Source organism: Devosia sp. 2618, assembly GCF_040546815.1.
Taxonomy (GTDB): Bacteria; Pseudomonadota; Alphaproteobacteria; order Rhizobiales; family Devosiaceae; genus Devosia.
On record NZ_JBEPOO010000001.1, the window covers coordinates 3,184,973 to 3,209,888 of the forward strand.

A 24,916-nucleotide genomic window follows, 5' to 3' on the forward strand; every position below is an offset into this window, starting at 1 on the left:
CTTGCCTTGCGGCAAGCAACGGGCCGATGGCAATACCCTACCAAACCAATCGTCATTAACGAGTTATGAAATACCCAAGGATCGGGTCGGGTCAGAAAATTGTTCTGAAGTCCCCCGCCCCAAAAGACGAAACGTCCGCGCTTGGGCGCGGACGTCCGTCGAGGGAGGCGTTGAGGGAAGCGCAGCCCCTAATGGGGTTGCGCCACCAGTCTGGCTTCGGCCCGTTCTCGCCTGATGCGACGAACGGTGCTGAAGATGGCGAAAGCCCAGATCAGGATGGTTGCAATGCCAAGCACTGCGGCCACCGGGCGACCAAAGAAGCCGAGCATGCTGCCATCCGAGATCATCATCGACGTCGTGAAGTTGGTCTCGACCAGCGGACCCAGCACGATGCCGAGAATGATGGGCGCGATGGCGATCATACGCGCTTCAAGCAGGTAGGCGACAATGCCGGCGCCGAGCATGAGCATCACACCGAACATCGAGTTGTTGATCGAGTAGGACCCGACAATGCAAAACAGCAGGATGGCAGCGTTCAGCAATGCGCGCGGCACTTCAAAGATCCAGCGGGCGCTTTTGGCGGCAACCCAACCCAGCGGCAACATTAGGATGTTGGCGATGGCGAAGACGATCATCACGGCATAGAAGTTTTCCGGATGGATGGTCATCAGGGTCGGACCGGGATCGAGACCCTTCATCACCAGCACGCCCACGGCAATCGCCGTTACCGCGTCACCGGGAATACCGAACACCATGGCGGGTATCCACGAGGCGCTGAGCGCCGCGTTGTTGGTCGCGCCGGCTTCGACGAGACCTTCGGGATGGCCCTTGCCGAACTTTTCGGGCTCCTTGGAGGTACGCTTGGCCAGCGAGTAGGTGATCCAGGCGGCCAGATCGCCACCGACACCGGGCAGTGCGCCGAGCAGCGAGCCGATGACCGAACCACGGACCTGGTTCTTGCGGTACTTCCACAGCGCCGCCATGGTGCCGGCGAAGGGGTTCTTGAGGTTCATCTGCGGCACTTCGGCCATGGCGCGACGGCCCGAGCGCATGATCTCGGACACGGCGAACATGCCGATCATGATCGGGATGAAGCTGATGCCGCCCATCAGATCGAGCACGCCAAAGGTAAAGCGTGGCGTGGCGGTCAATGGGTCCATGCCAACCTGTGCGATGAACAGACCCAGCAGCAGCGCCAGCGCGCCCTTGATCATGCCGCCCGAGGAAATCAGCGCAGCACAGCTCAGACCGAGCAGGGCAAGCCAGAAATATTCAAAGCTTGAAAAGCCGAGCGCTGCCTTGGCCAGCAGGGGCGCGGTGAACATCAGGAACAGGAAGCCGAACAGGCCGCCCAGAACCGAACCAATGACGCCGATGCCGATGGCCAGACCCGCCTGCCCCTTTTGGGCCATGCGGTAGGAATCCTCGACATAGGCCGCCGAAGCGGGCGTGCCGGGAATACGCAGCAAGGTGCCGGGCAGATCGCCGGCGGTGATGGCCATGGCCGTGCACGAAATGATCGCGGCAATGGCGGGAATGGGCGCCATGTAGAAGGTGATCGGCACCAGAAGCGCCGTCGCCATGGTGGCGGTGAGACCGGGAATGGCACCAACGAAAAGGCCAAACACGGCTGCAAGAAAGATCGTCAGCAGGGTCTCGAAATTGAAGACGAGACCGGCGGCGAGAGCGAGAGCTTCCATATTCATCCGAGCAATCCTCGCGGCAGGGGTACGCGCAGCGCCAGGGTGAACAGCGCATAGATGGCGCCGGTTGCGATGGGGCTATAGATGAGCGCCGGCAGCCAGCGGCCGCCGCTCATCAGCACGACGATGAAAGAAAACACGGTTCCGCAGATCAAAAAGCCCAGGAACGGCATCAGGAAAATTGCGCCCAGAATGACGGCGACTACGCCGGCGGCAAACCAGGTGAACAATGGCGGCGCCTCGTCCTCGTCGGGATCGTTGCGCGTGAGCCAGCCCTGTACGACAAGTCCGGCACCCATCAGCGCCATGCCGGCGCCGACGATGGAGGGGAACAAGCCCGGCCCCACATTCATGCCCGGCAAGGACTGAAGCGTGAGCGCCTGCGACAGGATCGCGATGCCGCCCAAGGCAAATATCAGGCCGAGCAAACTATCCATTGGGATCGACTGTTTCATGAACCCCTCCTCATTGGGGATGCGGCCGGAGGCGAACTCCGGCCGCGAGAATGTTGACGTGTCGGACTGGCTTACTTGGCCAGGCCAACGGCCTTGAGGGCCTGTCCGATGGATGCGTCGGCGTCTTCCATGAAGGCTTCAAAGCCAGCAGCATCGCGGTAGTCGATGCCGAACTTGCGCTGGGCCATGAACTCGGCGAACTCGGTGCTGTTGACGACCTTGTCGAGCGCTTCGGTCAGACGGACCTTGACGTCATCTGGCAGGCCCTTTGGTGCGCCGATGCCGCGCCATGCATAGGCGGCCCACTTATTGCCCAGAGCCTCTTCAGCGGTTGGCAGATCGGGAGCCGATGGCACGCGGGCGTTGGCGGCAACGATCAGGGGCTTTACTTCGCCAGCATCAACCATTGGCTGCGCGTCTGGCATGGTGGTGGTCACGACCGTGATGGCGCCCGATGCGAGCAGCTGCAGGCTTGCCGAAGCGCCTTCAGATGGCACCCATGGGGCAGCGCTTGGATCGATGTCGTTGGTCACGAGCACACCGGCCCAACCGAGATGGGCCATGCCACCAAGGTTGGCGCCCGATGCCTTGACCGAACCGGGATTGGCACGGATCTGGGCAAGCAGCGCGTCAATATCTGGACCGTCGGTGCGGACATAGACCGCTTCCGGATCGGCGTTAAACAGCGCGAGCGGTTCGTAATTGGTGTAGTTGAGCGGCGACACACCGGTCCAGTGATACATGGACAGCTCGGTGGTGATCACGCCCAGCGTATAGCCGTCAGCTGGTGCATAGGCGATCTCGGTGTGACCGACGATGCCACCGCCGCCGGTGCGGTTGATGACGTTGATGGGCTGGCCGAGTTCTTTTTCGAGCAGGGTCGCAATGATGCGGCCGGTCGCGTCGGTGCCACCGCCAGCAGCCCATGGCACGATCAGGTTGATCGCGTGATCGGGATACTGCGCTGCAGCAGGCGCAACAGCCAGCACAGACAGGGCCAGTACGCTGGCGAGCTTCTTAATTAGGGTCATTCAAGGTCCTCCCTGAGAGTTACCGGATGTTCCGGCTTAACTACGACACTTACCGTATCGCAAACTTTTGTACCGCATTTCGGAATTAGCATGAGCGTTGGCGACACGCAAGACACCCGATTTTGGTGAATTATTGCAGATAATGTTGACATAGCGCGGCACTCCCTCTTATTGATTGAAGGAATGGCGTTCCACATTGCGGAATACTAGAAACGCGCTGACCGAGATCGCGGTGGCGCATGGCAACTGTCTTGACCGGCGCGGCCTGCCACGGTGGCGGCAGCCTCGGCTTTGGAGGAATTCGATGACGAACCAGATCGCGCTGTCGCTGCGCAACACGCTCACTGGCATCCTGCCGCCGCTGTCCATGCCGTTCGATGACGAAGGCAATCTGGTGCAGGGCGCGCTCAAGGCGCAGGTCGATTTCATGATCGACTCGGGCGTGCGGGGCATCGTTGTCGGTGGCTCGACCGGCGAAGGCCATACCCTTTCGTCCACCGAATTTACCGCCGCGATGATCGAAGCGCACGACGCCAATGCCGGCCGCGTGCCGTTCGTTGTTGGCCTGATCGTGCAGTCGACGCGCGAAGCCATCGACCGCGTCAAGGCGCTGGGCGACATCAAGATCGATGCCCTGCAGGTGACCCCGGTCCACTACCTGTTCAAGCCCGGTCGCGAAGCCACCATCGAGCACTTCCGCGCCATCTGGGAAGCGACCAAGGTTCCAATCCTGATCTACAACGTCATTCCGTGGAATTACCTTTCCATCGACGACATGCTGGCGATCATGGATGCCGTGCCCGGCGTTGTCGGCATGAAGCAGTCCTCGGGCGACGTGAAGTCGGTGTCCGACCTGATGCTGCGCGCCAAGCCCGAAAACATCGTGCTGACCGGTATCGACGCCCTGCTCTATCCAAGCTTTGCCCTGGGCGCACATGGTGCCATCAGCGCACTGACCTGCGGCGTGCCCGGCGTGACCGTCAAGCTGTTCAACGCGGTGCAGGCTGGCGATCACAAGACCGCCAAGGACATCCACTTCCGCCTCAACGCGCTGTGGAATGCCATGCGCCACGACAACCTGCCCGCCTGCATCAAGTACATCCAGCACCGTCAGGGCCTGCCGATGTTCCACCCACGCGCCCCGATGGAGCGCGTTTCCGATGAGCAGAAGAAGGCCATCGATGCCGTGCTCGGCCCGATCCTTGAACTGGTCGACGTGCGCGCACGCGCTGCCTAGCTGAACTTGGGCCGGCCGCGAGATCAGCGGCCGGTCCTGCCCACCACGGGATGACGGGACGACACCATGAAGAAACTGATCAACGATCCGGCCAACTATGTCGACGAGATGCTCGACGGGCTGTGCCTTGCCCATCCCGGCCTGCAGCGTGTCGGCAATGACCGCCGCGCCATCGCGCGCACTGTCCCGATGCGCCAAGGCAAAGTCGGCGTCGTTTCCGGTGGTGGCTCCGGCCATCTGCCGCTGTTTACCGGCTATGTCGGCGAAGGCCTGCTCGATGCCTGCGCCATCGGCAATGTGTTCGAGGGCCCGACCATCAATTCGTGCCAGGATGCCATCGCAGCCGCCAATGCTGGCGCGGGCGTCTTGTGCCTGTTCGGCAATTACGGCGGCGACAAGATGAATTTCGAAATGGCCAGCGAGTTCGCGGCCATGGACAGCGTCGAGACCCGTACCGTGCTCGGCACCGACGACATTGCCAGCGCCAAGCCCGAAGAATCCCACAAGCGCCGCGGCGTCGCCGGGCTGATCTTTGCCTATAAAACCGCGGGCGCATTGGCCGAGCGTGGCGGCGATCTCGATGCGGTGACCGCCATCGCGCAAAAGACCGTCGACCGCACCCGCACCATTGGCGTGGCGCTGTCCTCGTGCCAGATCCCCGGCGCGGCTGGTCCCAACTTCACCATCGGCGATGACGAGATCGAGATGGGCATGGGCATCCATGGCGAGCCCGGCATCTGGCGTCGCCCGATCCGCCCGGCGGACGAACTGGTCGACGAAATGCTGGCGCTGTTGCTGGTCGAACGCCCGGTCGGTGCAGGCCGCGTTGCCATTCTCGTCAACAGCCTCGGCTCGACGCCCTTTGAGGAGCTGTTCATTCTCTACCGTCGCGCCGCCCAGCAGTTGGCCGAAGCCGGTTTCACCATCGCGCAGCGCCTGATTGGCCCCTATGTCACTTCGATGGAAATGGGCGGCGCCTCGATCAGCCTGTGCTTCCTCGACGACGAAATCGAGGACCTGCTGAATGCGCCCGCTGACTGTCCATTCTGGCGGGTGGGCTGAGCCATGGCCATCACACGCGATACGCTCGCTAATGCCATCGACCGCACCAATGCGAGCATGGCGACGCTGACCGATAGGCTCAATGCCGCCGACGCCAAACTGGGCGACGGCGATACCGGCACCATGCTGGCGCGTCTGATCGGCACGTTCGCTGGCGTCGACACACGCGGCGCGCCCGATCTGGGTGCGGCTTTCATGGCGCTGGCCAAGGCGGGTGCGGCATCGACCGGGTCGAGTCTCGGCACCCTGATCATTACCGGCATGATGACCGCGGGGCGCAACAGCGCCGGTCAGGCCGAACTGGACTGGGACAAGCTGGGCGCGTTGATCGGCGCCATCCGCGATGCTGCAATGGCGCGCGGCAAGGCCGAAATCGGAGCCAAGACCATTATTGATGGCCTCGATGCGCTGGCTAATGGCGTTGCCGATCTGAGCGAGCCGGAGGCCATTGCCACGGCCGCCAATGGCGCGATGGATGACGTTTTGAGCACCTTTCGCGACCGCCCCTCGGCCATGGGGCGTGCCCGCATGTTCGCCGAGAAAAGCGTCGGACTGGACGATCCGGGCATGCTGGCGCTGGCTGAAATCGTGCGCGCCGTGACCGACAGGCAAAGCGTGGGTCATTGATGCCCCTCGCTTGCTTGAGGTGCATAGGCAACTAAACTAAGAAGTCCAACGACGTCGTTCAGCGATGACGACGCAATAGAGGCGATGAGACACAAACAATGACCGAGACTGTTGTGCCCCCAACGCCGAACAAGCCGGCCCGCAGCGACGAGAGTCTTAAGTCTCTGACCAAGGTTTCGCGCGTGCTGGACTGTTTCACCACCGGCCACCGCGCCCTCAGCTTGGCCGAGATTTGCGCCAAGACCGGATATCCGCGCTCCACGACGCATCGCCTTTTGGCGGCCATGCGCGAAGTGGGGTTCATCGAGCAGGATCGGGAGCGCGACTTCTATCGACTTGGCCTGCGCCTGTTTGAACTGGGCAGCACCGTTCTGGCCAATCTCGAACTGCATCGCGAAGGCCGGGCAATCGTCGATAGCCTGCACCGGCTGACCAGCCGCGCGGTCCACCTTGCGGTGTTTGACGGATTGCGCGCCGTCGTCATCCAGCGCACCGAAGCCGAGCCGATGCTGGCCAATACCATGGTCGAAAATTCGCCCGCCCACTGCACCAGCGTTGGCAAGGCCATCCTCGCCTACCAGCCCATCGACATTGTGCAGCGCGTTATCGAGGCTGGCCTCGAACGCTTCACCGAAACGACGATCACCGATCCGGACGCTCTGGCGGCTGAGCTCGACATCACCCGTGAGCGCGGCTTTGCCATCGACAATGGCGAGCACCAGCCGGGTCTGCGCTGCATCGGCGCACCGATCCGCAATCAGGCGGGACTGGTGTTTGCCGGCATCAGCGTCAGCGCTCCGGCCTGGCAGTTTCCCGCGAGCGAAGTCGATGAACTGAACAAGGTCGTGATCTACCACGCCAATCTGATTTCCCAGCGGCTGGGGCATGTGCGCTAAAGTCAGCATCGCCCCCTCCTCTGGTGGCGTGACGGAAATGGCTGGCCCTTAGGCCAGCCGTCTTATCGTCAGACGGGGCCGCCGGTCTTGCCGACTGGCCAGATGGATTGCAGGTCTTCGCCGGCCAGAATGCGCTGGCGGCAGGCAACTTCGTTCTTGCCCAGTTCGTCAGCCGCGTCGGCGATAACGCCAACGAGCCCGGCTGGAATGACAACGACGCCGGTGACGTCAGCAAAGATCACGTCGCCAGGGCGAACCTTGACGCCATCGATGTCGAGCTCGACCTGATAGTGGGTGGCTTCCATGCGGCCCGACACGCCAACCGGGCTCATGCCCTTGGCAAACAGCGGGTAGTCCAGCTTGCGCACTTCGGCGATGTCGCGGACGGTGCCGTTGACGATGGTTGCTGCCGCGCCCTTGGTCTTGGCGCCGCTCGACATCAATTCGCCGGTGCCCGAGCCTTCGGCACAGGATGAATCGACCAGCAGGATGCCGCCCTTGACCACGGCGTCGATGGCCTGGTGATAGACGTCCTGTGGCTGACCAACGCGTGGGCTCTTTTCGTAGCGCACGGTCGAAACCGGGCCACACACGACCTGGCCGGGATGCAGAATGCCAAACTGGCTGATCCCCTTGAGGAAGCCATAAGGGCCACGGCCATCCAGCACGTCATGGATGTCGCCGGAATACCACTTCGACAGCCGCTTGATGGCTGCCCAATCGGTCTGGTTGTAGTCATATGCGGACATTAGCTGCGTCGTCCCTGTTGCTTGCCGGCGTCGATCGCCTGTTGGAGATAGGTGGTTGAATTGTCGATATGCTCGCGGATAAGCGCGCGGCTGACCTCGACATTGCCGCTCGTAATGGCGGCATAAATGGCCTCGTGTTCGGCCAGCCCCTCGGCCTGCGTCTTGCTCGGCACGCGGCTGGTGAGACGGATCACATCGGTGATCAGCGCGTAGAGATTGCCGTAAACGCTGGACAGGATTTCATTGCCCAGCGACTGCACCAGCGCCCGATGGAAATCGGCGTCGGCCTCGGCATATTGGGAGAAGTTCTTGGCATCGCGCATGGCGGCAAGCGAGGTCGCCACTTCAGGGGATGGCTCACCCTCGCCAGCCGCGAGACGTCCGACCACTTCGAGCTCGAACATGCGGCGCACGTCCATCAGCTGAACGAGATAGCCGGCGTCCTTGGCAAACAGGCTCCGCACCGTGGTTGCGAGCGAGCCGAGGAACTGCTCGACATCGTCGCGCACCACTTCGGCGCGTTCGCCATGACGGCGGCGCACCATGCCCTTGGTTTCCAGAATCTGCAGCCCTTCGCGGACCGACCGTGTGCTTATCGAAAAGCGGCGGGCCAGTTCAGCTTCCGAAGGCAGGCGCTCGCCCACCTTCAGCTCGCCAGACAGGATCTGCGCCTCGATGGCCGAAACCACCGAGACATAGAGCTTGTCGCGATCGGGTGCAGATGGAACTACCACGCCGTGAAACCGCCATCGACCACGACGTTCGAGCCGGTCATGTAGGATGACGCGTCCGAGGCGAGGAACTGGATGACGCCGTTGTATTCGCCCAGCTCGGCCTGGCGGCGCATCGGCACGCGCTCGAGGAAGTTGTCGACGAACTCCTTGTCGAAGCTGCCGGTCTTGACGCCACCGAAGGAGATCAGGTTGCAGCGGACGTTCTTTTCGGCCCAGTAGGTCGCGACATAGCGGGTGAGATTGACCAGACCGGACTTGGACGCGGCGTAGGACACGGCCTTGATGAACGGCACGCCATCGCGCTTTTCGCGATAGGCATAGAGCGCCTGGTTTGGCGAGACGATGCCATAGATCGAGCCGACATTGATGATGCTGCCGCGACCGGCTTCCGCCATCTTGGAGCCTATCACCTGGCTGCACAGCATGACGCCGGTCAGGTTGACGTCGATGATCTCGTCCCAGAACTTTTGCGGATAGTCTTCGAAGGGCGCGTTCTGCGCGGCGCCGCCATCGGGCTTGCTGTCGATACCGGCATTGTTGACCAGGATGTGCGGCACGCCCCAGTCGGCGATCAGCTTGTCGGTCGCGGCTTCAAGCGCGGCCTTATCGGTGACGCTGGCGACATAGACGCGGATGCTGTCGCCAAGACCCGGAAACAGCTCGTCGAGCTTTTCCTGGCTGACTTCACGGCGGCTATAGACCGCCACCTTGGCGCCGGCACCGGCCAGAGACTTGGCGAACTCGCGGCCGAGTTGACCCAGCCCGCCGGTGACGACCGCAATTTTACCTTCAACGCTGAACAAACCCGACATCGACAACTACACCCTCTCACTTATGACATAAGTCATATGTCATAAGCGCACAGCTCAGCGAATGCAACTCCCTGCTTTGGTGGTCACAAAGGGGTGGGTGAGCGCCGGAAACGGGCGAAACCGGCATACCCAGTACTACGGGTCTTGCTGCAGAAACTCCCGGAATACGGGCATCAGCGGTTGTGCGGCCGCCATTTTCCAGAATATCGCTCGCTCGTCCGTCAGATCACAAAAAGAGCGCGGACAGGGAGGTGATTATGCAACTGCTTGCGGGATTTACTCGCGGGATCAGCGCCATCAACTGGCTTGTCGGGCAGGTTTTGAGCTGGCTGGCACTGGCCTGCGTGCTTGTCTGTTTCTCGGTCGTGGTACAGCGCTATTTCTTCGATACCAGTACCCTGTGGATGCAGGATCTCTATGTCTGGCTGTCCGGTGCGATGTTCACCGGCGTGGCGGGCTATACGCTGTTGCGCAACCAGCATGTGCGCGTCGACATCTATTATGCGCCGGCAACCATCCGTCGCAAGGCGATCGCCGACCTGATCGGCGTCGTGGCATTCCTCGTCCCCTTCATGATCGTGGTGCTGATCTATTGCTGGCCCTATGTCGCCCGTTCCTGGCGGCTGATGGAGGCCTCGGCCAATGTCGGGGGCATGCCCGGCTATTTCGTGCTCAAGAGCTTCGTCATCGTTTTTGCCGTGCTGGTGGGCCTGCAGGGCCTGGCCATGGGCGCTCGCTCCATTCTGGTGCTGGCCAACCGTGAGGACCTGCTGCCGCCCGACCTGCGCTACAAAACCGAAGAGGAAACCCACTGATGGACATGGTTCTCGTAGGCGAAATCCTCGCCGTCCTGATGTTCTTCGGGGTCATCACCGTGCTGCTGCTCGGCTTCCCCGTGGCGTTCAGCCTCGCCGGAACGGCACTGTTCTTTGCCGCCATCGGCATGATCTTCGGCATCTTCGATCCATCCAATTTCGGCGCGATAGCGGGCCGATTCGTGGGCTTCATGACCAATGAAGTGCTGGTGGCGGTGCCGCTGTTCATCTTCATGGGCATCGCCCTGCAACGCTCAGGCCTTGCCGAGCAATTGCTTGTCACCATGGGCAAGCTGTTCGGCAATCTGCGTGGCGGTCTCGGTATTTCGGTCATCATCGTGGGAGCGCTGCTCGCCACCTCGACCGGTGTGGTCGGCGCGACCGTGGTCACCATGGGCCTGATCTCGCTGCCTGCGATGATGCGGGCAGGCTATGATCCAAAGCTGGCCGCTGGCGTTATCTGCGCATCGGGCACGCTGGGGCAGATCATTCCGCCATCGACCGTGATGATTTTCATGGGCGACATGCTGGCTGGCATCAATGCGCAGGTGCAGATGAGCCAGGGCAATTTTGCGCCCGATCCGGTTTCGGTGGGCTCGCTTTTTGCCGGGGCCGTGTTCCCCAGCATGGTGCTGATCGCGCTTTATCTCGGCTGGATGATCTTTAACGCGATTTTCAACGGCAAGGCCGCTCCGGCTACCCCGGTTCCGCTCGAAGAACGCGGCACTCTGCTGCGTGAAGTGTTCAGCGCACTCGTGCCGCCACTGATGCTGATGCTGGCCGTGCTCGGCTCAATCCTGACCGGCATTGCCACGCCGACTGAAGGCGCGTCGGTGGGTGCTGTCGGCGCGTTGATCCTGACGGCAGTCAAAGGCAAGCTCAACTTCAGCATGCTGCGTGAAGTCTGCATCGCCACCGCCACGATCACCTCCATGGTGTTCATCCTGCTGTTCGGCGCGGCGCTGTTTGCCATCGTCTTCCGCATCATGGGTGGCGAGAACCTGGTGCACGAATTCCTCGTCAACATGCCAGGCGGCGCAGTGGGCGCAACCATCGTGGTCATGCTGATCATGTTCGTGCTGGGCTTTATCCTCGACACGTTCGAGATCATCTTCATCGTCGTGCCGATCACCGCTCCGGTGCTGCTGGCGCTTGGTGTCGATCCGGTCTGGCTCGGCGTTGCGGTGGCGGTGAACCTGCAGACCAGTTTCATGACGCCGCCCTTCGGCTTCTCGCTGCTCTACCTGCGCAGCGTGGCACCGGCCAAGGTCACGACCGGCATGATGTATCGCGGGGCCTTCCCCTTTGTGATCCTGCAACTGGTCGCGCTCGGATTGTTGTTCGTTTTCCCCGAACTCGCCACCTGGCTGCCAAAGCAGCTCTATGGCTAGGATGTGAGCGACTGAAAATACGAAGGCCCGGAGGAAACTCCGGGCCTTTTGCTTTGTCCTCTCAACGCATCCAAGCGAACAACGTCAGCGCCTTGGCGCTAGTCGTCCGGACCGCCGATCAGGCCGTTGTCGATTACGTAGCGCGTCAGGCCAGCGGTGGTGGCGATGCCCAGCTTTTTCTTGATGTGTTTGCGGTGCGTTTCGACGGTGCGGACCGAGATATCGAGTTCGACTGCCACGTCCTTGTTGGACCGCCCGCGCGCGAGCAGGAACAGCACGGTCTGCTCGCGGGTGGTCAAGGGCATGTCGGCGGCGGCCTTGGCGTTTTTCTGCAGGATCGCGCTGGTCACGCCGGAGGAGAAATAGGTGCCACCACCTGCCACCGTTTCGATGGCGGCGATGATCTCGCTGGTCGAGACGTCCTTGAGGATATAGCCCGATGCGCCATACATGACGGCGGTCGAGATATATTCGCGACTATCGTGCATCGAGAGCATCAGCAGCCGCGCGCGCGGCAGGCGTTCGCGGAACAATTCGATGGCGTCGAGGCCGCTCAGTTCAGGCATATTGATATCGAGCATCACCACATCGGGTTGCTCGGTCTCGGCCAGATCGAGCGCCGCCCGCGCCGAGCCCACGGCGCCCGCCACGGTGATGTGCTCGAAGGTCTCGATCACCGAGCGAATGCCTTCGAGAACCAGAGGGTGGTCATCACAAATGATGACGCGGATCTGCCGGTTTGTGGTCATGCCGGCACCGCCTCTGGTTGCTGGGTGATGTAAATGGTCTTGGGCAGGCGCGCCCGCAGCGTCGTGCCGGAGGCCGAGGTGCGGACATCCAGCGAGCCGCCGAAATGCTCCATGCGCTCCTGCATGTTGCGCAAGCCCAGCCCGCTAAAGGCGCGCTTCTGCTTGCGCTCGGCAAAGCCCTGACCATCGTCCTCGATCAGCAGTTGAACGCCACCGCCGCTGCTGGTGACGACGATACGGACATGGCTGGCCCGGGCATGGCGTTCGATATTGGTCAACGCCTCCTGCGCGACGCGATAGAGCGCGGTGCGGGCACCCGACAGGATAACATTCTTGAACGCGACGGCCTTCATTTCGACGGGCACGCCGGTGCGTTCGGTAAAACCATCCGCCAGCGCCTCGAGCGCCGCAGACAGACCCAGATCGTCGAGCATGCCGGGGCGCAGATTGTGCGACATGCGCCGCACTTCCTTGATGGCATTGTTGAGCCCGCTGGCGCCGCGCTCGATAACGCTCGAAACATCATCGGCCCCAGATTTCACCTTCACCGCTGCCACGTCGAGCATGTAGCGCGCCGCCACCATGGATTGGGAAATGCCGTCATGCAGTTCGCGGGCGATGCGGGCGCGTTCTTCCTCCTGCGCGTCGATAATGCGTTGGGTGAGTTCCTTGAGCCGCGTATCGGCAAGGCGCCGCTCGCGCATGGTGATGAACAGACCAACCAGAAACACGCCCAAGACGCTGGGCAGCGTGATCGCCGTCACGATGACGAACGTGTCGTTGATGTGGGAGCGCAAATCGGCTTCGGCGGCGGCGGTCTGGGCGAAGACATCGTCGAGATAAACGCCGGTGCCGAGCATCCAGCCCCATTTTTCGAGGCCCACCGCGAAGGAGAGTTTGTCAGCGACAACGCCGGCCGAGGGCTTTTCCCACTTGTACTGATGCAGGCCGCCGCCTTCTTTGCCGCGCGCGATCAGGTTGGCGATGGCGCGGTTGCCATCGGGGTCCTGCATGTCGATCCAGTTGACGCCGTGGCGGAAACTCTGGCGCGGGTGGACGATGTTCACGCCGTCAAAATCATAGGCGAAGAAATAGCCATCCGGGCCGTAATCGAGATCGGACAGGATGACCCGCACCTTCTGCTTGGCATCCTCGTCATCGGCATCGGCGTCGTCATAGATCGCCGCAATGGCCGAGATCGCCATATTGGTGAGGTTGAGCAGTTCCTGCTCCTTGGCCTTGAGCAGATTGCGCTCGAAGGTCGCGATGCTGGCGCGGGCCAGCATGGTGGACTGCGACGTGACCAGCACAGTGATGACCGCGATCGCCACCACAAGCGGCAGGATCGCCAAAGCCAGAATCTTCTGCCTCAGGTTCATTGGTGTCCACACCTCTCCTCAAGCGCCAGTCTAGCACACCGGCGGACGGCACCTCTGCGTAGTAATGGGTAGCTCTTAATCAGAAAACCCCAGTCATCCCGCACGAGCGCTGGACAGTCAAAAGCTGCATGGGTTCTTTAGCGCCAACGCGAAAGCGTCTCCGCGGCCGAACTGGGGGCACGCGGTGGGGAGCACCTCAGAACGATTGAATCGTTCATCAACTATGTCTGGGAGGACAGCATGAAGAGACGCGAATTCTTCAAGTCGGCTTCGGTCGCCACCATCGGCGCGGCAGCCGCCACGGCTCTTGCTACGCCCGCCATTGCGCAGGGCAATTACAACTGGCGCATGGTCACGACCTGGCCAAAGAACTTCCCCGGTCCGGGCGTTGGCGCACAGCGCCTGGCCGACCGCATTACCAAAGCCTCGGGCGGCCGCCTCAACATTCAGGTTTTCGCCGCTGGCGAAATGGTGCCCGGCCTGCAGGCCCTGGACGCTGTGATCGACGGCTCGGCCGAAATGAGCCACGGCGCATCCTATTACTGGCAGAACAAGGCGCAGGGCCTCTCGTTCTTCAGCGGCGTGCCATTCGGCATGACCAGCCGCGAACTGACCGGCTGGGTGCGCTATCTCGGCGGCCAGGAAGTCTGGGACGAAACCTATGACCAGTTCGGCCTGCAGGGCTTCCTCGCTGGCGATACCGGTACGCAGGCTGGCGGCTGGTTCAAGAACGAGCTGACCGGGCTTTCCTCGCTGCAGGGTCTGCGCTTCCGCACACCGGGCCTTGGCGGTCAGGTCTGGGCCAAGCTGGGCGCTTCGGTTACCAATCTCGCGGCTGGCGAAATCTTTGCTGCTCTGCAATCTGGCACGCTCGACGCAGCCGAGTTCATCGGCCCCTATAACGATCTCGCACTGGGCTTCCACCAGATCACCAAGAACTACTATTTCCCGAGCTTTATCGAGCCGGGTCTGGCGTTCGAGCTGGTGGTCGACAAGGCAAAATACCAGTCGCTGCCAGAAGACCTGCAGGCACTGGTCAAGGACATCTGTCAGGCCGAATACGATCAGGTTGCCGCCGACTTTGCCGCCAACGATCCGCGCGCCCTCCAGGCGCTGGTCAACGAGCATGGCGTGCAGATCCGCCAGTTCCCCGAGGAAATCCTCGAAGCCGGCGCCAAGGCATCGGTGGAACTGCTCAGCGAAATCCGCGAAGGCGGCGACGCGCTGACCAAAAAGACCGCCGAGAGCTTCATCGCGGCCTTCAATATCGTCCGCCAGAAGACCGATGGCACCGACTCCCTGTTCCTCCGCGCCCGCGAAAAGTACTTCACCCTCTAAAAGGCCTTTTCGCAGACGCCACTCAGAAGCCCGGGCCTTGTGTCCGGGCTTTTTCTGTCTCAAGCAAAACCGCATTTGAAAGCAAATTTCGCACATCGAAGCAAAAACGACAGGGAAAAGCGCGGTGCGCCATCAAATCGCCGTCACCGTGTAAATTTCTTACGTGATCTGTGCCTGTGGCTCTGCTAATTGACGAGCCTAGCCTTCTCTATCGTGAGTCCGACCGTTGCGTGTCTTTGCTGCTGCCCTTGCTACCGAAACCAACACGTTTTCTCCCATCGCGGTCGACAAACGTGCGTTCGAGGCGTCGCTTTATGCCCGACCGGGCGAGCATCCGGTTACCCCGACATTGTGCACTGCGCCGATCACTGTGGGCCGCGAAGTGTGCGCGCGCGAGGGCTGGCTGCTGATCGAGGGAAGCGCCAGCTGGGCCGATCCGGCGGGGCTGGTGGCGCGCTCGACCTATGAAGAACTACGCGACGAGATTTTGGGCCAGCTGCGCGCGGCCATGCCGGTCGATGGCGTAGTGCTGGGGTTGCACGGCGCGATGGTGGCGCAGGGTTATGACGATCCGGAAGGCGATTTTCTGAGCCGCGTGCGCGACATTGTCGGGCCCGACATCGTGGTCTGCGCCGAGCTTGATCCGCATAGCCATCTGACGCGCAAGCGCGTTGCGGCAGCAGACTTTTTCGTGGCGTTCAAAGAGTTTCCGCATACCGATTTCGTCGATCGGGCGCGCGACCTCTGGGACATTGCGGTGCGGGCGATCAAAAAGGAAATCGCGCCGGTGATGTCGGTGTTTGATTGCCGCATGATCGATGTGTTTCCAACCTCCAAGCAACCGATGCGCGGTTTTGTCGACAGGCTCTTTGCGCTTGAAAAATCGACGCCGGGGCTGCTGTCGCTATCGGTGATCCACGGTTTCATGGCCGGCGACGTGCCCGAAATGGGCACCAAGGTGATTGCCGTCACCGACAACCGGGCCGCCGAAGGCGCAGCGCTGGCCGAAAAGCTGGGGCGAGAGCTGTTTGATCTACGCGGCACCTTCATGGTGAGCCTGGTTGATGAAAAGGCCGCCGTCGAAGCCGCCTTGGCCGCGCCGCGCGGGCCGGTGGTGATCGCCGACGTGTGGGACAATCCGGGCGGCGGCACAGCGGGCGATGCGACCGTGGTGCTGGCCGAATTGATCGCGCGTGGCGTGACCGACGTGGCCGTTGGCACGATCTGGGACCCGATTGCGGTGCAGATCTGCATGGCCGCCGGCGAAGGCGCGAAAATCCCGCTGCGGTTCGGCGCCAAATCGGCGCCGCTGACCGGCGATCCAATCGACAAGGTGGTGACAGTGAAGCGCGTCGTCGAGAATGCCGAAATGCGGTTTGGCGAAAGCTATGCGCCGTTCGGCGACGCCGCCTGGATCAGCTTTGATGGCATAGACGTGATCCTCAATTCGACGCGGGCGCAGAGCTTTGATCCGTCGCTATTTTCAGCGATGGGGATCGATCCGCAGAGCCGCAAGATCCTGCTGATCAAGTCGACCAACCATTTCTATGACTCGTTCTCAAAAATTGCCGCCGAGATCATCTATTGCGCGGCGGGCAAGCCCTACCCCAATACGCCTGCGACGACGCCCTATCGCAAGGCGCCGCGTGATATCTGGCCGATGGTAGAGAACCCTTGGGGGTAAGCCCTCCCCCACAATGGGAGAGGGCAGAAGCATCAGCGTTATTCCGCTGACCAGTTGCCGTACATGATGGGCATGGTGCCGACGAGGGCTTTGAAGCGGTCCCAGCTTTTGCGTTCCGGCAGGGTCCAGCCGGCTTCGGCGATGGCCGAAAGGCGCGGGAAGACCAGTCGGTCAAAGATGGCGCGGTCGGTCATCGACTCGCTCCAGATGCAGGCCTGCACGCCAAGCAGATGCTCGAGACCGTTTTCGGAGAACCCAGTGCGGGCTTCGAACTCATAGGTTTCCTGCGGGCCCGACCAGCCTGCCCAACCGGCGCCGGGTTCGGCCCAGGCAACGCCATTGGCCATGTCGAGATAGTAGCGCTGGCCGGGCGAGACGACGATGTCGAAGCCGCGTTCGGCGAGGGCGGCGTTGATCTCCACATTGCGCCAACCGATGACGAAGGACTTGTCCTTGTCGACCGCATCGCCATGGGCTGCTTCTTCCCAGCCGCCAGTGATGGCGCCCTTTGACGAAATGTAATCGTGCACGCGGCGGATGAAGGCGGCTTGGATCAGGGCGGTTGGTGAGCCCTCGATCTCGTCGGCGCCGTCGTGATTGCCGAGCTGGTTGAACTGGGCCTCGTGCTTTTTGCGCATTTGCGGGCCAGCCAGCTTTTCGATCATGTCGAGCGCCAGCGGCGAGCCGGACCACGCGGCCAGCGGCACTTCGTCGGCGCCGACATGAAAAATGCCGGCGGGGAACAGTTCAAGCACCTCGTCGACCACGGTCTGGACGAATTCATAGACCGGCTCATAAGCAGGATTGAGGCTGTTATTGGGGAAGCCCTGCACCGATTGATATTCGCCGGTTTCGGCCGGATCGCGCAGATGCGGCAGCGCCTGTAGCGCGGCGTAGAAGTGGCCCGGCATGTCGATTTCGGGAATGACCGTGATGGCCAAAGTGTCGGCGAGAGCAACGATCTGACGGATGACGTTCTTGGAATAGTAGCCGCCGGTTGGCTGCGGCCCAGAGCCCAGCAGTGGCGGCAGCGCCTTGCCGTGACCGCGCCATGCGCCGATTTCGGTGAGCTGCGGGTAGGCGTCGATCTCGACGCGCCAGGCTTCGTCTTCGCTCAAGTGCCAGTGGAACTTGTTGAGCTTGTTCCACGCCATCAGCTTGAGCAGGCGACTGACTTCGGCGCCGGAATAGAACTGGCGCGCCACATCGAGATGGCAGCCACGATAGGTGAAGCCCGGCTCGTCGGTGATAGTGCCGCCAGTGGGGAAAATGAAGGTTTGCGGATATTGCCTGGCGCCGCGCAGGATCTGTCCGAGCGTCACCAGACCATAGAACATGCCCTGCCGCGTGGTGGCCGATACGACCACGCTATCGTCGGCAAAGGCGACTTCATAGGCCTCGGCGGCAAGGCCATCCTGATAACGGATAGCGACCGGCAGGCCGGCTTCCGACGCAGGGCGCACCAGACCCTCGACGGCAAACAGATCATCGACGAGAGCGGCAAAGGCTGCGGCGGCGCGGCCGGCATCGGTACCTTCGGGCTTGAGGTCGAGGCCGGGAGGAGCCGTGCGGGCGCCGGTGGTGGCGACTGACTTGGGCCATGGAATGATCGATACCGGAACCGGGGCCTTGGCAGGAATGGGGAATTTGACCGTGCCTTTGAGCAGCGGCGAATTGTGGCCCTTGCCCTTGGTTGGCGCGGTCGGCAGCGAGACCGTGCTGCCGTCCTTGAGCACGACATAGCCGGTATTGGCGCCGTCGCTCCAGTGGCGCAAGCCATAGGACAGGCCGCGCGCAATCGAGGTCCAGGTCTGGCCCGGCTGCAGCACGAAACCCTCTGGCGGCGCGATCAGCGTGTGGTTGGAGAGGCGCTTGATCAGGCGGCCGTTTTCCAGCGTTGCATGCGGATCAACGCGCGCCGGACCCGAAAAGCCAAGCTGGAAATCGCTGACCGGCTCATCGCCCGTATTGGTCAGCTCGATGCCATAGCCAAGCGGCTCGCCATCGGCGGCAGGGGTCCAGGTGGTGACGAGAGAAAAAGACAGGGGCATGGAAGGTCTCTTTTAGTAAAGGTCAGTCGCCGAGAGGCTGGGCGTCGTCGCCGTCACGATTGACGACAAGTTGGTGCTTAATGCGGCGCATGCTGGCCACGGCGGACTGGCCGAGCCGGGTTGCGACGGTTTGCGCGAGAATATCCACCGCCGCCAAAAGGGCATATCGGCCCGGCGTGGGACGGAGAATGTCGGGGTATTCCTGCCGATCGATGGCAATGAGAATGTCGGACTGCGCAGCGAGCGGGGAACCCGAGCGGGTGACGACAATGCGCGTGTGGCCATATTCGCCGGCCGCCGACATGGCGCGCGATAGCGGAATATTGTTGCCCGATAGCGAGAAGGCGATGATCGCCGTGCCCGGAGGTGACGAGGCCGCGCGCATCAACTGCACCTGATGATCCGTCGATGACGCGACCTTGAGGCCAAGCCGAAACAGCCGCGCCTCGGTTTCATTGGCCACCATCGAGGATGAGCCGCCCGAGCCGTATGACAACACATAGCTGGCCTTGACGATGCTTTCCGCGGCGCGTTCTACAGCATCGAAATCGAGGCGTTCGAAGGTTTCGTAGATGGTGCTCTGGATGCCGTTGACGACGCCCTGGGCGATCTCGCGGACGCTGGCCGGCCCGGCAGCCGGAGCGATATAACGCTGCCCGACAAAGCGCGACTGGGCGAGGCGAACCTTGAAGTCGGCATAGCTGTCGCAGCCGAGGCGACGGCAGAAACGGGTGACCGTGGGGGGCGACACATCGGCCTGCGCGGCAAGCTCGACGATGCTCATCTTGAGGACGCTTTCCACATCTGCGAGCACGATCTCGGTCAGGGCGCGCTCGGAACGGGTCAATGCGTTCTTTTCAGCCTGCAGCAGGCCAACAATGTCGAGCATGGTCGCGTTTCTCCGGGCGGCCCCGAAAGGTCAGTAAACCGCCAACCCTGCCTGATCAAAGAGATGAACCTTGTCCAGCGCAAAACCCATCGCGACGGGTTTGGCGTCATCAAGACCCGGATTGCCTTCAAACAGGCCGATGAAGTTTTCGTCGCCCGGCAGCGTGGAATAGGTGATGGTGTGGATGCCGAGCTGCTCGACGATCTTGGGCGTGGTGGAGATGGTGAAATCGCCACCATCAAGGCGAAGATGCTCGGGGCGGATGCCCAGCGTTACCGACTGTCCGGCAATGGCCGTGCTGCTGCGTGGCAGGGCAATGGTGCCGAGTGCGCCAAGATCGACAGTGGCGGTCGTGCCGTCGGCGGTTTTGACCGTACCGGCGATGAAGTTCATTTTCGGGCTGCCGATAAAGCCGGCAACAAAGAGATTGTCGGGGCGATGGTAGAGATCGAGTGGCGAGCCGATCTGGGCGATTTCGCCGGCATTGAGCACGACGATCTTGTCGGCCATGGTCATGGCTTCGACCTGGTCGTGTGTCACGTAAATCATGGTGGAGCCGAGGCGCTTGTGCAGTTCCATCAGCTCGATGCGCATCTCCGAGCGCAGCGCGGCGTCGAGGTTGGACAGCGGTTCGTCGAACAGGAAAATCTTGGGCTGGCGCACGATGGCGCGGCCGATGGCGACGCGCTGACGCTGGCCGCCCGACAACATGCCCGGACGATGCTGGAGACGACTTTCGAGCTGCAGCACCTTAGCGGCGGCGCCGACGCGCTGCTCCACCTGATCCTTGGGCAGGCGCTCGACGCGCAGCGGAAAGGCGATGTTTTCGTAGACCGTCATGTGCGGATAAAGCGCATAGGACTGGAACACCATGGCGATGCCGCGCTGCACCGGCGGCAGGTCGTTGACCACCTTGCCGCTGATGGAAATCTCGCCGGAAGTCACATCTTCAAGCCCGGCAATCATGCGCAGCAGGGTGGACTTGCCGCAGCCGGATGGCCCGACAAACACCACGAACTCGCCCTCGGACACATCAAGGTCGATGCCCTTGATGATGCGGGCCTCGTTGAAGGACTTTTCGAGGCGCTTGAGGCTGAGTTGCGACATGGGAAAGAGGCTCCGGAACACGGGAGGGATGCCGCCGCCCGCATGGGGCGACGGCACGCTTTGAAGCTTACTTGTACTGCTCGAGTTCGCCAGCGGCCTTGGTCAGCGCAGCAGCAGGCTCGGCCTGGCCGGTGACGACCGACTGGACCATGTCGATGATGGTGTTCTGGAAACCGATATAGTCGGTGAACAGCGGCTCTGGACCACCATATTCGATCGAGTCAATGAAGACCTTCCAGTAGTCATTGGCAGCAACCAGCTCATCAACCTGCGGCAGTGGACGCAGCGGGGTCAGGCCGAACTGGGTTTCGTAGGCAAACTGGCGATCAGGTGCGGTGAAGAACTTGCCAAACTCGATGGCCTTGTCTTCCTTGCCTGTGCCCTTGAACACAGCCAGCGAGTCGGTGATCAGCAGCGTGCCGGGACCCTTGGCATCGGGACCGAGTGGCAGTGTGGCGAGGCCCCATTTGATGTCGGTTTCCTTGATCAGCGGCACGATACCGGCGCCGATATGCATCATGCCGATGGTGCCATCGAGGAACATGGCGCGCACTTCGTTCTGCTCGTAGGCGGTTGGGCCTTCTTCAGAATAGGGCACGATGTCCTTGAGCGCCGTCAGGGCTTCGAGGTTCTGCGGGCTATCAAGCGTGATATTGCCATCGGCATCGATGACCGAACCGCCATTGGTGTAGACCCAGTGCAGGAACCAGTGAACGGTGCCGTCAAAGGTCTTGGCGACGAGGCCGAAACCGTCAGCGTCGGTCTTTTCCTTGATGGTCTTGGCGTATTCCTGCTGCTCGGCCCAGGTGGTGGGCGGCGATTCAGGATCAAGGCCAGCGGCTTCGAACAGGCCCTTGTTCCAGATCAGCGCCTTGGTGGTGAAGGCAACCGGAATGCCCCACTGGGTGCCGTCGAAGGTGACGGTTTCGGGCACGAAATTGTAGTAGCTGGCGCGTTCTTCGTCAGTCATCGGCACAGGCACGATGAGATCGTTGAGCGCGAACTGCTTGAGCGTGCGCGAACCGACATAGGCGATATCGACCGGCGTGCCGGCAACGGCGAGGGTGGTCACCTTGTCCTGGCACTGGCCCCAGCCGACCACTTCGGGCACGACCTTGTCGTCAGGGTTGGCGGCGTTCCAGTCATTGATATATTGCTGATGCTTGGCGTCGACCGCGTCACCGCACAGGATGAAGCTGATGTCATCGGCCAGGGCCATGCCCACCAGCGCGGTGGAGCTGCTCATCGCAACAACCGACGCCAACAACAGGCTCGTTGTCTTTCTCATATACTCTCTCCCTTATTGGCCCGCAGGCCCCCTCTACTGCTTCACGGCACCAGCGGTCAGACCGGCGACGAGATAGCGCTGCAGGAACACGATGACGATCATGACCGGCAGGATTCCGACGAAACTGGCCGCCATCAACTCGTTCCACTGCACCTCCTGCTTGCCGAAAAAGGCGAACAGCCCGATCGGCAGCGGCATGAATTCGGAACGTGAGTTGAAGGTCAGCGCGAAGATGAACTGCTGCGCGTAGGCACCGATAAAGGTCATGATGGAAATCACCACGATGCCCGGCATGGCCAGCGGCAGGATGACCCGGCGCAGCGTATAAAGACGCGATGCGCCATCGACCCAGGCGGCCTCATCCAGCTCGCGGGGAATGCGCAGTATGTAAGTGCGCAGCAGCCAGATCGAGGATGGAATAAGGAAGGCTGCGCCGGGCACGATCATGGCCCAATAGGTATTGAGCAGGCCAAACTGGCGCATCAGGCGGAATAGCGGGATCAGCAGCACGGCGCCCGAAAACATGTTCACGGCGAGGAACCCGCCCAGCATCAATCCGGCACCGGCGAAGTTGAACCGGGCAAAGGCGTAGGCTGCCGGAACGACGACCGCGACCACAATGATCGTGACCACCGTCGAGATGAAGAACGAGTTGAAAATGTAGAGCCCGAGCATGGGCACGGACGTCCACATCTTGAAGTAGGAATCGAACGAGCCGTTCTTGGGAATGAAGCTATAAGGCGTCGAAAACAGCTGGCTTAGCGGCTTCAGCGAAACCAGAAATCCTTCGATGAACGGCGCGAGTATGAAGAACAGAAAGACCGCCATCCCCAGATACATTAGCGCCACTTCGTACCACTTGTAGCGGTCGATCATGGCCTTGGTGGAGCGCTTCCTGATGCGCTTGGCAGGTTTGACCAGTGCGGTGCTGTCGGCGCTGGCGACTTCGGTGGTGCGGGCGACGTCGCTCATTTGGCTTCTCCCTGCGCAAGTTTGCGGACGGCGCGGAAATAGACGAGGCAGAACAGCGACACGAAGATGCAGATGACCACGGCCCGGGCAGCGCCTTCGCCATATTTGCGGCTGCCGATGGCGGTCTTGTAGGTGTCGATGATCATCGTGGTGGTGGAGCCGCTGGGACCGCCCTGCGTCAGGATCCAGATGATGTCGAAGGAGTTGAACGTCGCAATCAGGCTGAGCAGGCTCATGGTCAGCAGCGCCGGCACCAGCAGCGGCAGCGTGATGCGGCGGAAGCGATAGAAACGCCCGGCGCCATCGGTCCAGGATGCTTCGTAGAGGTCCTTGGGGATCGATTGCATCGCGGCCAGCATGTAGATGGTGACCATCGGCACGCCGATCCACACATCGGTGATGATGGTCGCCCAGAAGGCGCTGTCGCCAAAGGCCAGGATCGGCCATGGCTTGCTGATGATGCCGAAGTTCTGCAGCAGCCCGGAAATCATGCCGAACTGGCCGTTATACATCCAGCCCCACATGAAAATGCCGATAGCCATCGGCACGATCCAGGGCGGCATGGTGAGGATGCGGAACACTGTCTGGCCTGGAATGGCGGCATTGAGCAGCGTCGCGCCCAGCGTACCGATCACCATCTTGAGGACCACAGAAAAGAAGGTCCAGATGAAAGTGCGCAGGATGACTTCGGTGAAGTTGCCGGCGCCGAAAATGCGCTCGTAATTGGCCCAGCCGACAAAGTCGTAGGTGGGGCGCAGGGCGGCATTGGTAAAGCTCAGCACCACCGTATCAAACAGCGGATAGGCGACGATGATTAGGATGTAGATCAGTGCCGGAGCCAGCAATGCGAGTGCGAAAAGAACGGCGCTGCGAGTGCTGGTCATGGCCTGTTCCTTTTAGCCCGCACGGCCCAGGCCAGCGCCAAGGCGCGGCCAATTGGGCATCAAGTCGGCACGTGATCGGATTGGTGCGGCGATCAGGCTGAGGGACAAACCGGCGACTGCGCCATCGCGCCGAGCAGCGAAAACGCTGCGCGCCGAATAGCCCAAACGATAGCCGTGGCTGAAGTTGCCTGCCCTCATCATCCCCCCATGTTGGCGCCGACCTCTTGAAGGGCCGATCGACAACTCTGTAAACTATTTTCAAGATTAGGGAGTTTCTGAAAGCGATGTCAACTCGAATTCGACGAAGGTCGCATACCAATCTCAACGACCGCCACGCATGACTTGAGGCGTCGAGAAATTCCCTGAATTGTCAGCTATTTCGCGAATTTTCCGCCATTTTCACGATGTGCAAAACTGGGGCCGGATACCTCAAGCCGGACAATTGGTATTGCCGCACCCTCAAACTTCTTGTTTCAGGCTGATGACAGCGATGTAAATTTCGAACACTAATGCTGCATCGAAAGCAGCGCGTCCAAAGCTGCTCCACACCGTCCCGGAACACCCGTCATGAGCAGCACAAATCCATTCCCCAACGATCCGGACCGCAGCGCCATCTGGACCATGCTGGTCGAGCGCGACATCGCCGCCTTTGTCGCCGCCGACTGGAGCATGGTGGACGGCGATTTCATCAGGGAGGGCTTTCTGGGCATCAACGGTCAGAAGTCCGGCAATCCCGATGCCTGGCGCATCAGCTTCCCGACGCTTGAGGCTTATCGCGATGACTGGATCCGTCAGGCGCAGGAAAGCCAGAAGCTCGACTATGCTGAAGACGTGCTGACCGGCATTCACCGCGCCACCAGCCTCACCGAAATCGAGATCAACGGCGACATCGCCATCGCGCACAAGAAGTTCGACGGCACCATTGCGCTGAAAGATGGCGGCCAGGACGTGCTCAACTGGCAGACGCTGTATTTCCTGCGCAAGGTTTCCGGTGCGTGGAAACTGACAGGGTTTGCGGGATATTTGCCCTATCCGATGGGGCAATAATCGACGTGTGGCGCTG

The 24,916-nt window shown here is 61.5% G+C and carries 23 protein-coding genes; 9 read left to right on the forward strand and 14 right to left on the reverse strand.

What is annotated here, in order from left to right; translation table 11 throughout:
* Nucleotides 1-188: 188 nt before the first annotated feature.
* From ABIE28_RS15755 to ABIE28_RS15765, 3 genes are all read right to left on the reverse strand, one after another.
* Nucleotides 189-1,706 carry a tripartite tricarboxylate transporter permease gene (locus ABIE28_RS15755; protein WP_354064548.1) on the reverse strand — a complete coding sequence of 506 codons (1,518 nt, stop codon included), beginning with the start codon at nt 1,704-1,706 and terminating at the stop codon, nt 189-191.
* Entirely contained in the window at nt 1,703-2,158 is a 456-nt protein-coding gene (locus tag ABIE28_RS15760) for a tripartite tricarboxylate transporter TctB family protein (RefSeq protein WP_354064550.1), read from the reverse strand. The genes ABIE28_RS15755 and ABIE28_RS15760 overlap by 4 nt, the downstream gene beginning before the upstream one ends.
* A gap of 71 nt (nt 2,159-2,229) precedes the next feature.
* The gene (locus ABIE28_RS15765; RefSeq protein WP_354064551.1) at nt 2,230-3,189 is read right to left on the reverse strand and encodes a tripartite tricarboxylate transporter substrate binding protein; all 960 of its coding nucleotides are present in this window, start codon (nt 3,187-3,189) and stop codon (nt 2,230-2,232) included.
* A gap of 304 nt (nt 3,190-3,493) precedes the next feature.
* On the opposite strand from ABIE28_RS15765, the gene ABIE28_RS15770 reads away from it, so the two are divergent.
* The 4 genes from ABIE28_RS15770 to ABIE28_RS15785 all read left to right on the forward strand — a co-directional run bounded on the left by ABIE28_RS15770 (nt 3,494) and on the right by ABIE28_RS15785 (nt 7,011).
* A complete protein-coding gene (locus ABIE28_RS15770) occupies nt 3,494-4,426 on the forward strand; it encodes a dihydrodipicolinate synthase family protein (protein ID WP_354064553.1) in 933 nt (310 codons plus the stop codon).
* A gap of 66 nt (nt 4,427-4,492) precedes the next feature.
* The gene (locus tag ABIE28_RS15775) at nt 4,493-5,488 is read left to right on the forward strand and encodes a dihydroxyacetone kinase subunit DhaK (RefSeq protein ID WP_354064555.1); all 996 of its coding nucleotides are present in this window, start codon (nt 4,493-4,495) and stop codon (nt 5,486-5,488) included.
* Between the two features lie 3 nt (nt 5,489-5,491).
* Entirely contained in the window at nt 5,492-6,115 is a 624-nt protein-coding gene (locus tag ABIE28_RS15780; RefSeq protein WP_354064557.1) for a DAK2 domain-containing protein, read from the forward strand.
* A gap of 98 nt (nt 6,116-6,213) precedes the next feature.
* Complete coding sequence (locus tag ABIE28_RS15785) at nt 6,214-7,011, forward strand: IclR family transcriptional regulator (RefSeq protein ID WP_354064559.1); 798 nt, start codon at nt 6,214-6,216, stop codon at nt 7,009-7,011.
* A gap of 68 nt (nt 7,012-7,079) precedes the next feature.
* On the opposite strand, the gene ABIE28_RS15790 is transcribed toward ABIE28_RS15785, so the two are convergent.
* Genes ABIE28_RS15790 through ABIE28_RS15800 form a run of 3 tightly spaced genes read right to left on the reverse strand, consistent with a single transcriptional unit; the run spans nt 7,080 to nt 9,306 of the window.
* Nucleotides 7,080-7,760: an RraA family protein gene (locus tag ABIE28_RS15790; RefSeq protein ID WP_354064561.1), complete on the reverse strand. Its 681-nt coding sequence runs from the start codon at nt 7,758-7,760 to the stop codon at nt 7,080-7,082.
* Entirely contained in the window at nt 7,760-8,494 is a 735-nt protein-coding gene (locus ABIE28_RS15795) for a FadR/GntR family transcriptional regulator (protein WP_354064563.1), read from the reverse strand. Before ABIE28_RS15795 ends, ABIE28_RS15790 begins: the two co-directional genes overlap by 1 nt.
* Complete coding sequence (locus tag ABIE28_RS15800) at nt 8,488-9,306, reverse strand: SDR family oxidoreductase (protein WP_354064565.1); 819 nt, start codon at nt 9,304-9,306, stop codon at nt 8,488-8,490. The genes ABIE28_RS15795 and ABIE28_RS15800 overlap by 7 nt, the downstream gene beginning before the upstream one ends.
* A 257-nt stretch (nt 9,307-9,563) precedes the next feature.
* On the opposite strand from ABIE28_RS15800, the gene ABIE28_RS15805 reads away from it, so the two are divergent.
* Complete coding sequence (locus ABIE28_RS15805) at nt 9,564-10,121, forward strand: TRAP transporter small permease subunit (protein ID WP_354064567.1); 558 nt, start codon at nt 9,564-9,566, stop codon at nt 10,119-10,121.
* Entirely contained in the window at nt 10,121-11,512 is a 1,392-nt protein-coding gene (locus tag ABIE28_RS15810) for a TRAP transporter large permease (RefSeq protein ID WP_354064569.1), read from the forward strand. The genes ABIE28_RS15805 and ABIE28_RS15810 overlap by 1 nt, the downstream gene beginning before the upstream one ends.
* A 98-nt stretch (nt 11,513-11,610) precedes the next feature.
* Here ABIE28_RS15810 and mctR read toward each other — a convergent pair whose 3' ends face one another.
* Nucleotides 11,611-12,261: a two-component system response regulator MctR gene (gene mctR, locus ABIE28_RS15815; RefSeq protein WP_354064571.1), complete on the reverse strand. Its 651-nt coding sequence runs from the start codon at nt 12,259-12,261 to the stop codon at nt 11,611-11,613.
* Nucleotides 12,258-13,640 (reverse strand): two-component system sensor histidine kinase MctS, encoded by a 1,383-nt coding sequence (gene mctS, locus ABIE28_RS15820; protein ID WP_354064573.1) that lies wholly within the window; start codon nt 13,638-13,640, stop codon nt 12,258-12,260. Before mctS ends, mctR begins: the two co-directional genes overlap by 4 nt.
* 240 nt (nt 13,641-13,880) lie before the next feature.
* On the opposite strand from mctS, the gene ABIE28_RS15825 reads away from it, so the two are divergent.
* Both ABIE28_RS15825 and ABIE28_RS15830 read left to right on the forward strand, forming a co-directional pair.
* Nucleotides 13,881-14,978, forward strand: coding sequence for a TRAP transporter substrate-binding protein (locus ABIE28_RS15825; protein WP_354064575.1), 1,098 nt, complete (start codon nt 13,881-13,883; stop codon nt 14,976-14,978).
* A 226-nt stretch (nt 14,979-15,204) separates the two neighbouring features.
* Nucleotides 15,205-16,662: a M81 family metallopeptidase gene (locus ABIE28_RS15830; protein ID WP_354064577.1), complete on the forward strand. Its 1,458-nt coding sequence runs from the start codon at nt 15,205-15,207 to the stop codon at nt 16,660-16,662.
* Nucleotides 16,663-16,700: 38 nt separating this feature from the next.
* On the opposite strand, the gene ABIE28_RS15835 is transcribed toward ABIE28_RS15830, so the two are convergent.
* From ABIE28_RS15835 to ABIE28_RS15860, 6 genes are all read right to left on the reverse strand, one after another.
* Complete coding sequence (locus ABIE28_RS15835; RefSeq protein WP_354064579.1) at nt 16,701-18,713, reverse strand: beta-N-acetylhexosaminidase; 2,013 nt, start codon at nt 18,711-18,713, stop codon at nt 16,701-16,703.
* Between the two features lie 22 nt (nt 18,714-18,735).
* The gene (locus tag ABIE28_RS15840; protein ID WP_354064581.1) at nt 18,736-19,602 is read right to left on the reverse strand and encodes a MurR/RpiR family transcriptional regulator; all 867 of its coding nucleotides are present in this window, start codon (nt 19,600-19,602) and stop codon (nt 18,736-18,738) included.
* A 30-nt stretch (nt 19,603-19,632) separates the two neighbouring features.
* Nucleotides 19,633-20,709 carry an ABC transporter ATP-binding protein gene (locus tag ABIE28_RS15845; protein ID WP_354064583.1) on the reverse strand — a complete coding sequence of 359 codons (1,077 nt, stop codon included), beginning with the start codon at nt 20,707-20,709 and terminating at the stop codon, nt 19,633-19,635.
* A gap of 67 nt (nt 20,710-20,776) precedes the next feature.
* Nucleotides 20,777-21,997: an extracellular solute-binding protein gene (locus ABIE28_RS15850; protein ID WP_354064585.1), complete on the reverse strand. Its 1,221-nt coding sequence runs from the start codon at nt 21,995-21,997 to the stop codon at nt 20,777-20,779.
* Between the two features lie 33 nt (nt 21,998-22,030).
* A complete protein-coding gene (locus ABIE28_RS15855) occupies nt 22,031-22,873 on the reverse strand; it encodes a carbohydrate ABC transporter permease (protein WP_354066464.1) in 843 nt (280 codons plus the stop codon).
* 92 nt (nt 22,874-22,965) lie between these two features.
* Nucleotides 22,966-23,853, reverse strand: coding sequence for a carbohydrate ABC transporter permease (locus ABIE28_RS15860; protein WP_354064587.1), 888 nt, complete (start codon nt 23,851-23,853; stop codon nt 22,966-22,968).
* Nucleotides 23,854-24,420: 567 nt separating this feature from the next.
* On the opposite strand from ABIE28_RS15860, the gene ABIE28_RS15865 reads away from it, so the two are divergent.
* Nucleotides 24,421-24,900 carry a hypothetical protein gene (locus ABIE28_RS15865; protein WP_354064589.1) on the forward strand — a complete coding sequence of 160 codons (480 nt, stop codon included), beginning with the start codon at nt 24,421-24,423 and terminating at the stop codon, nt 24,898-24,900.
* The last annotated feature ends 16 nt before the right edge of the window (nt 24,901-24,916 follow it).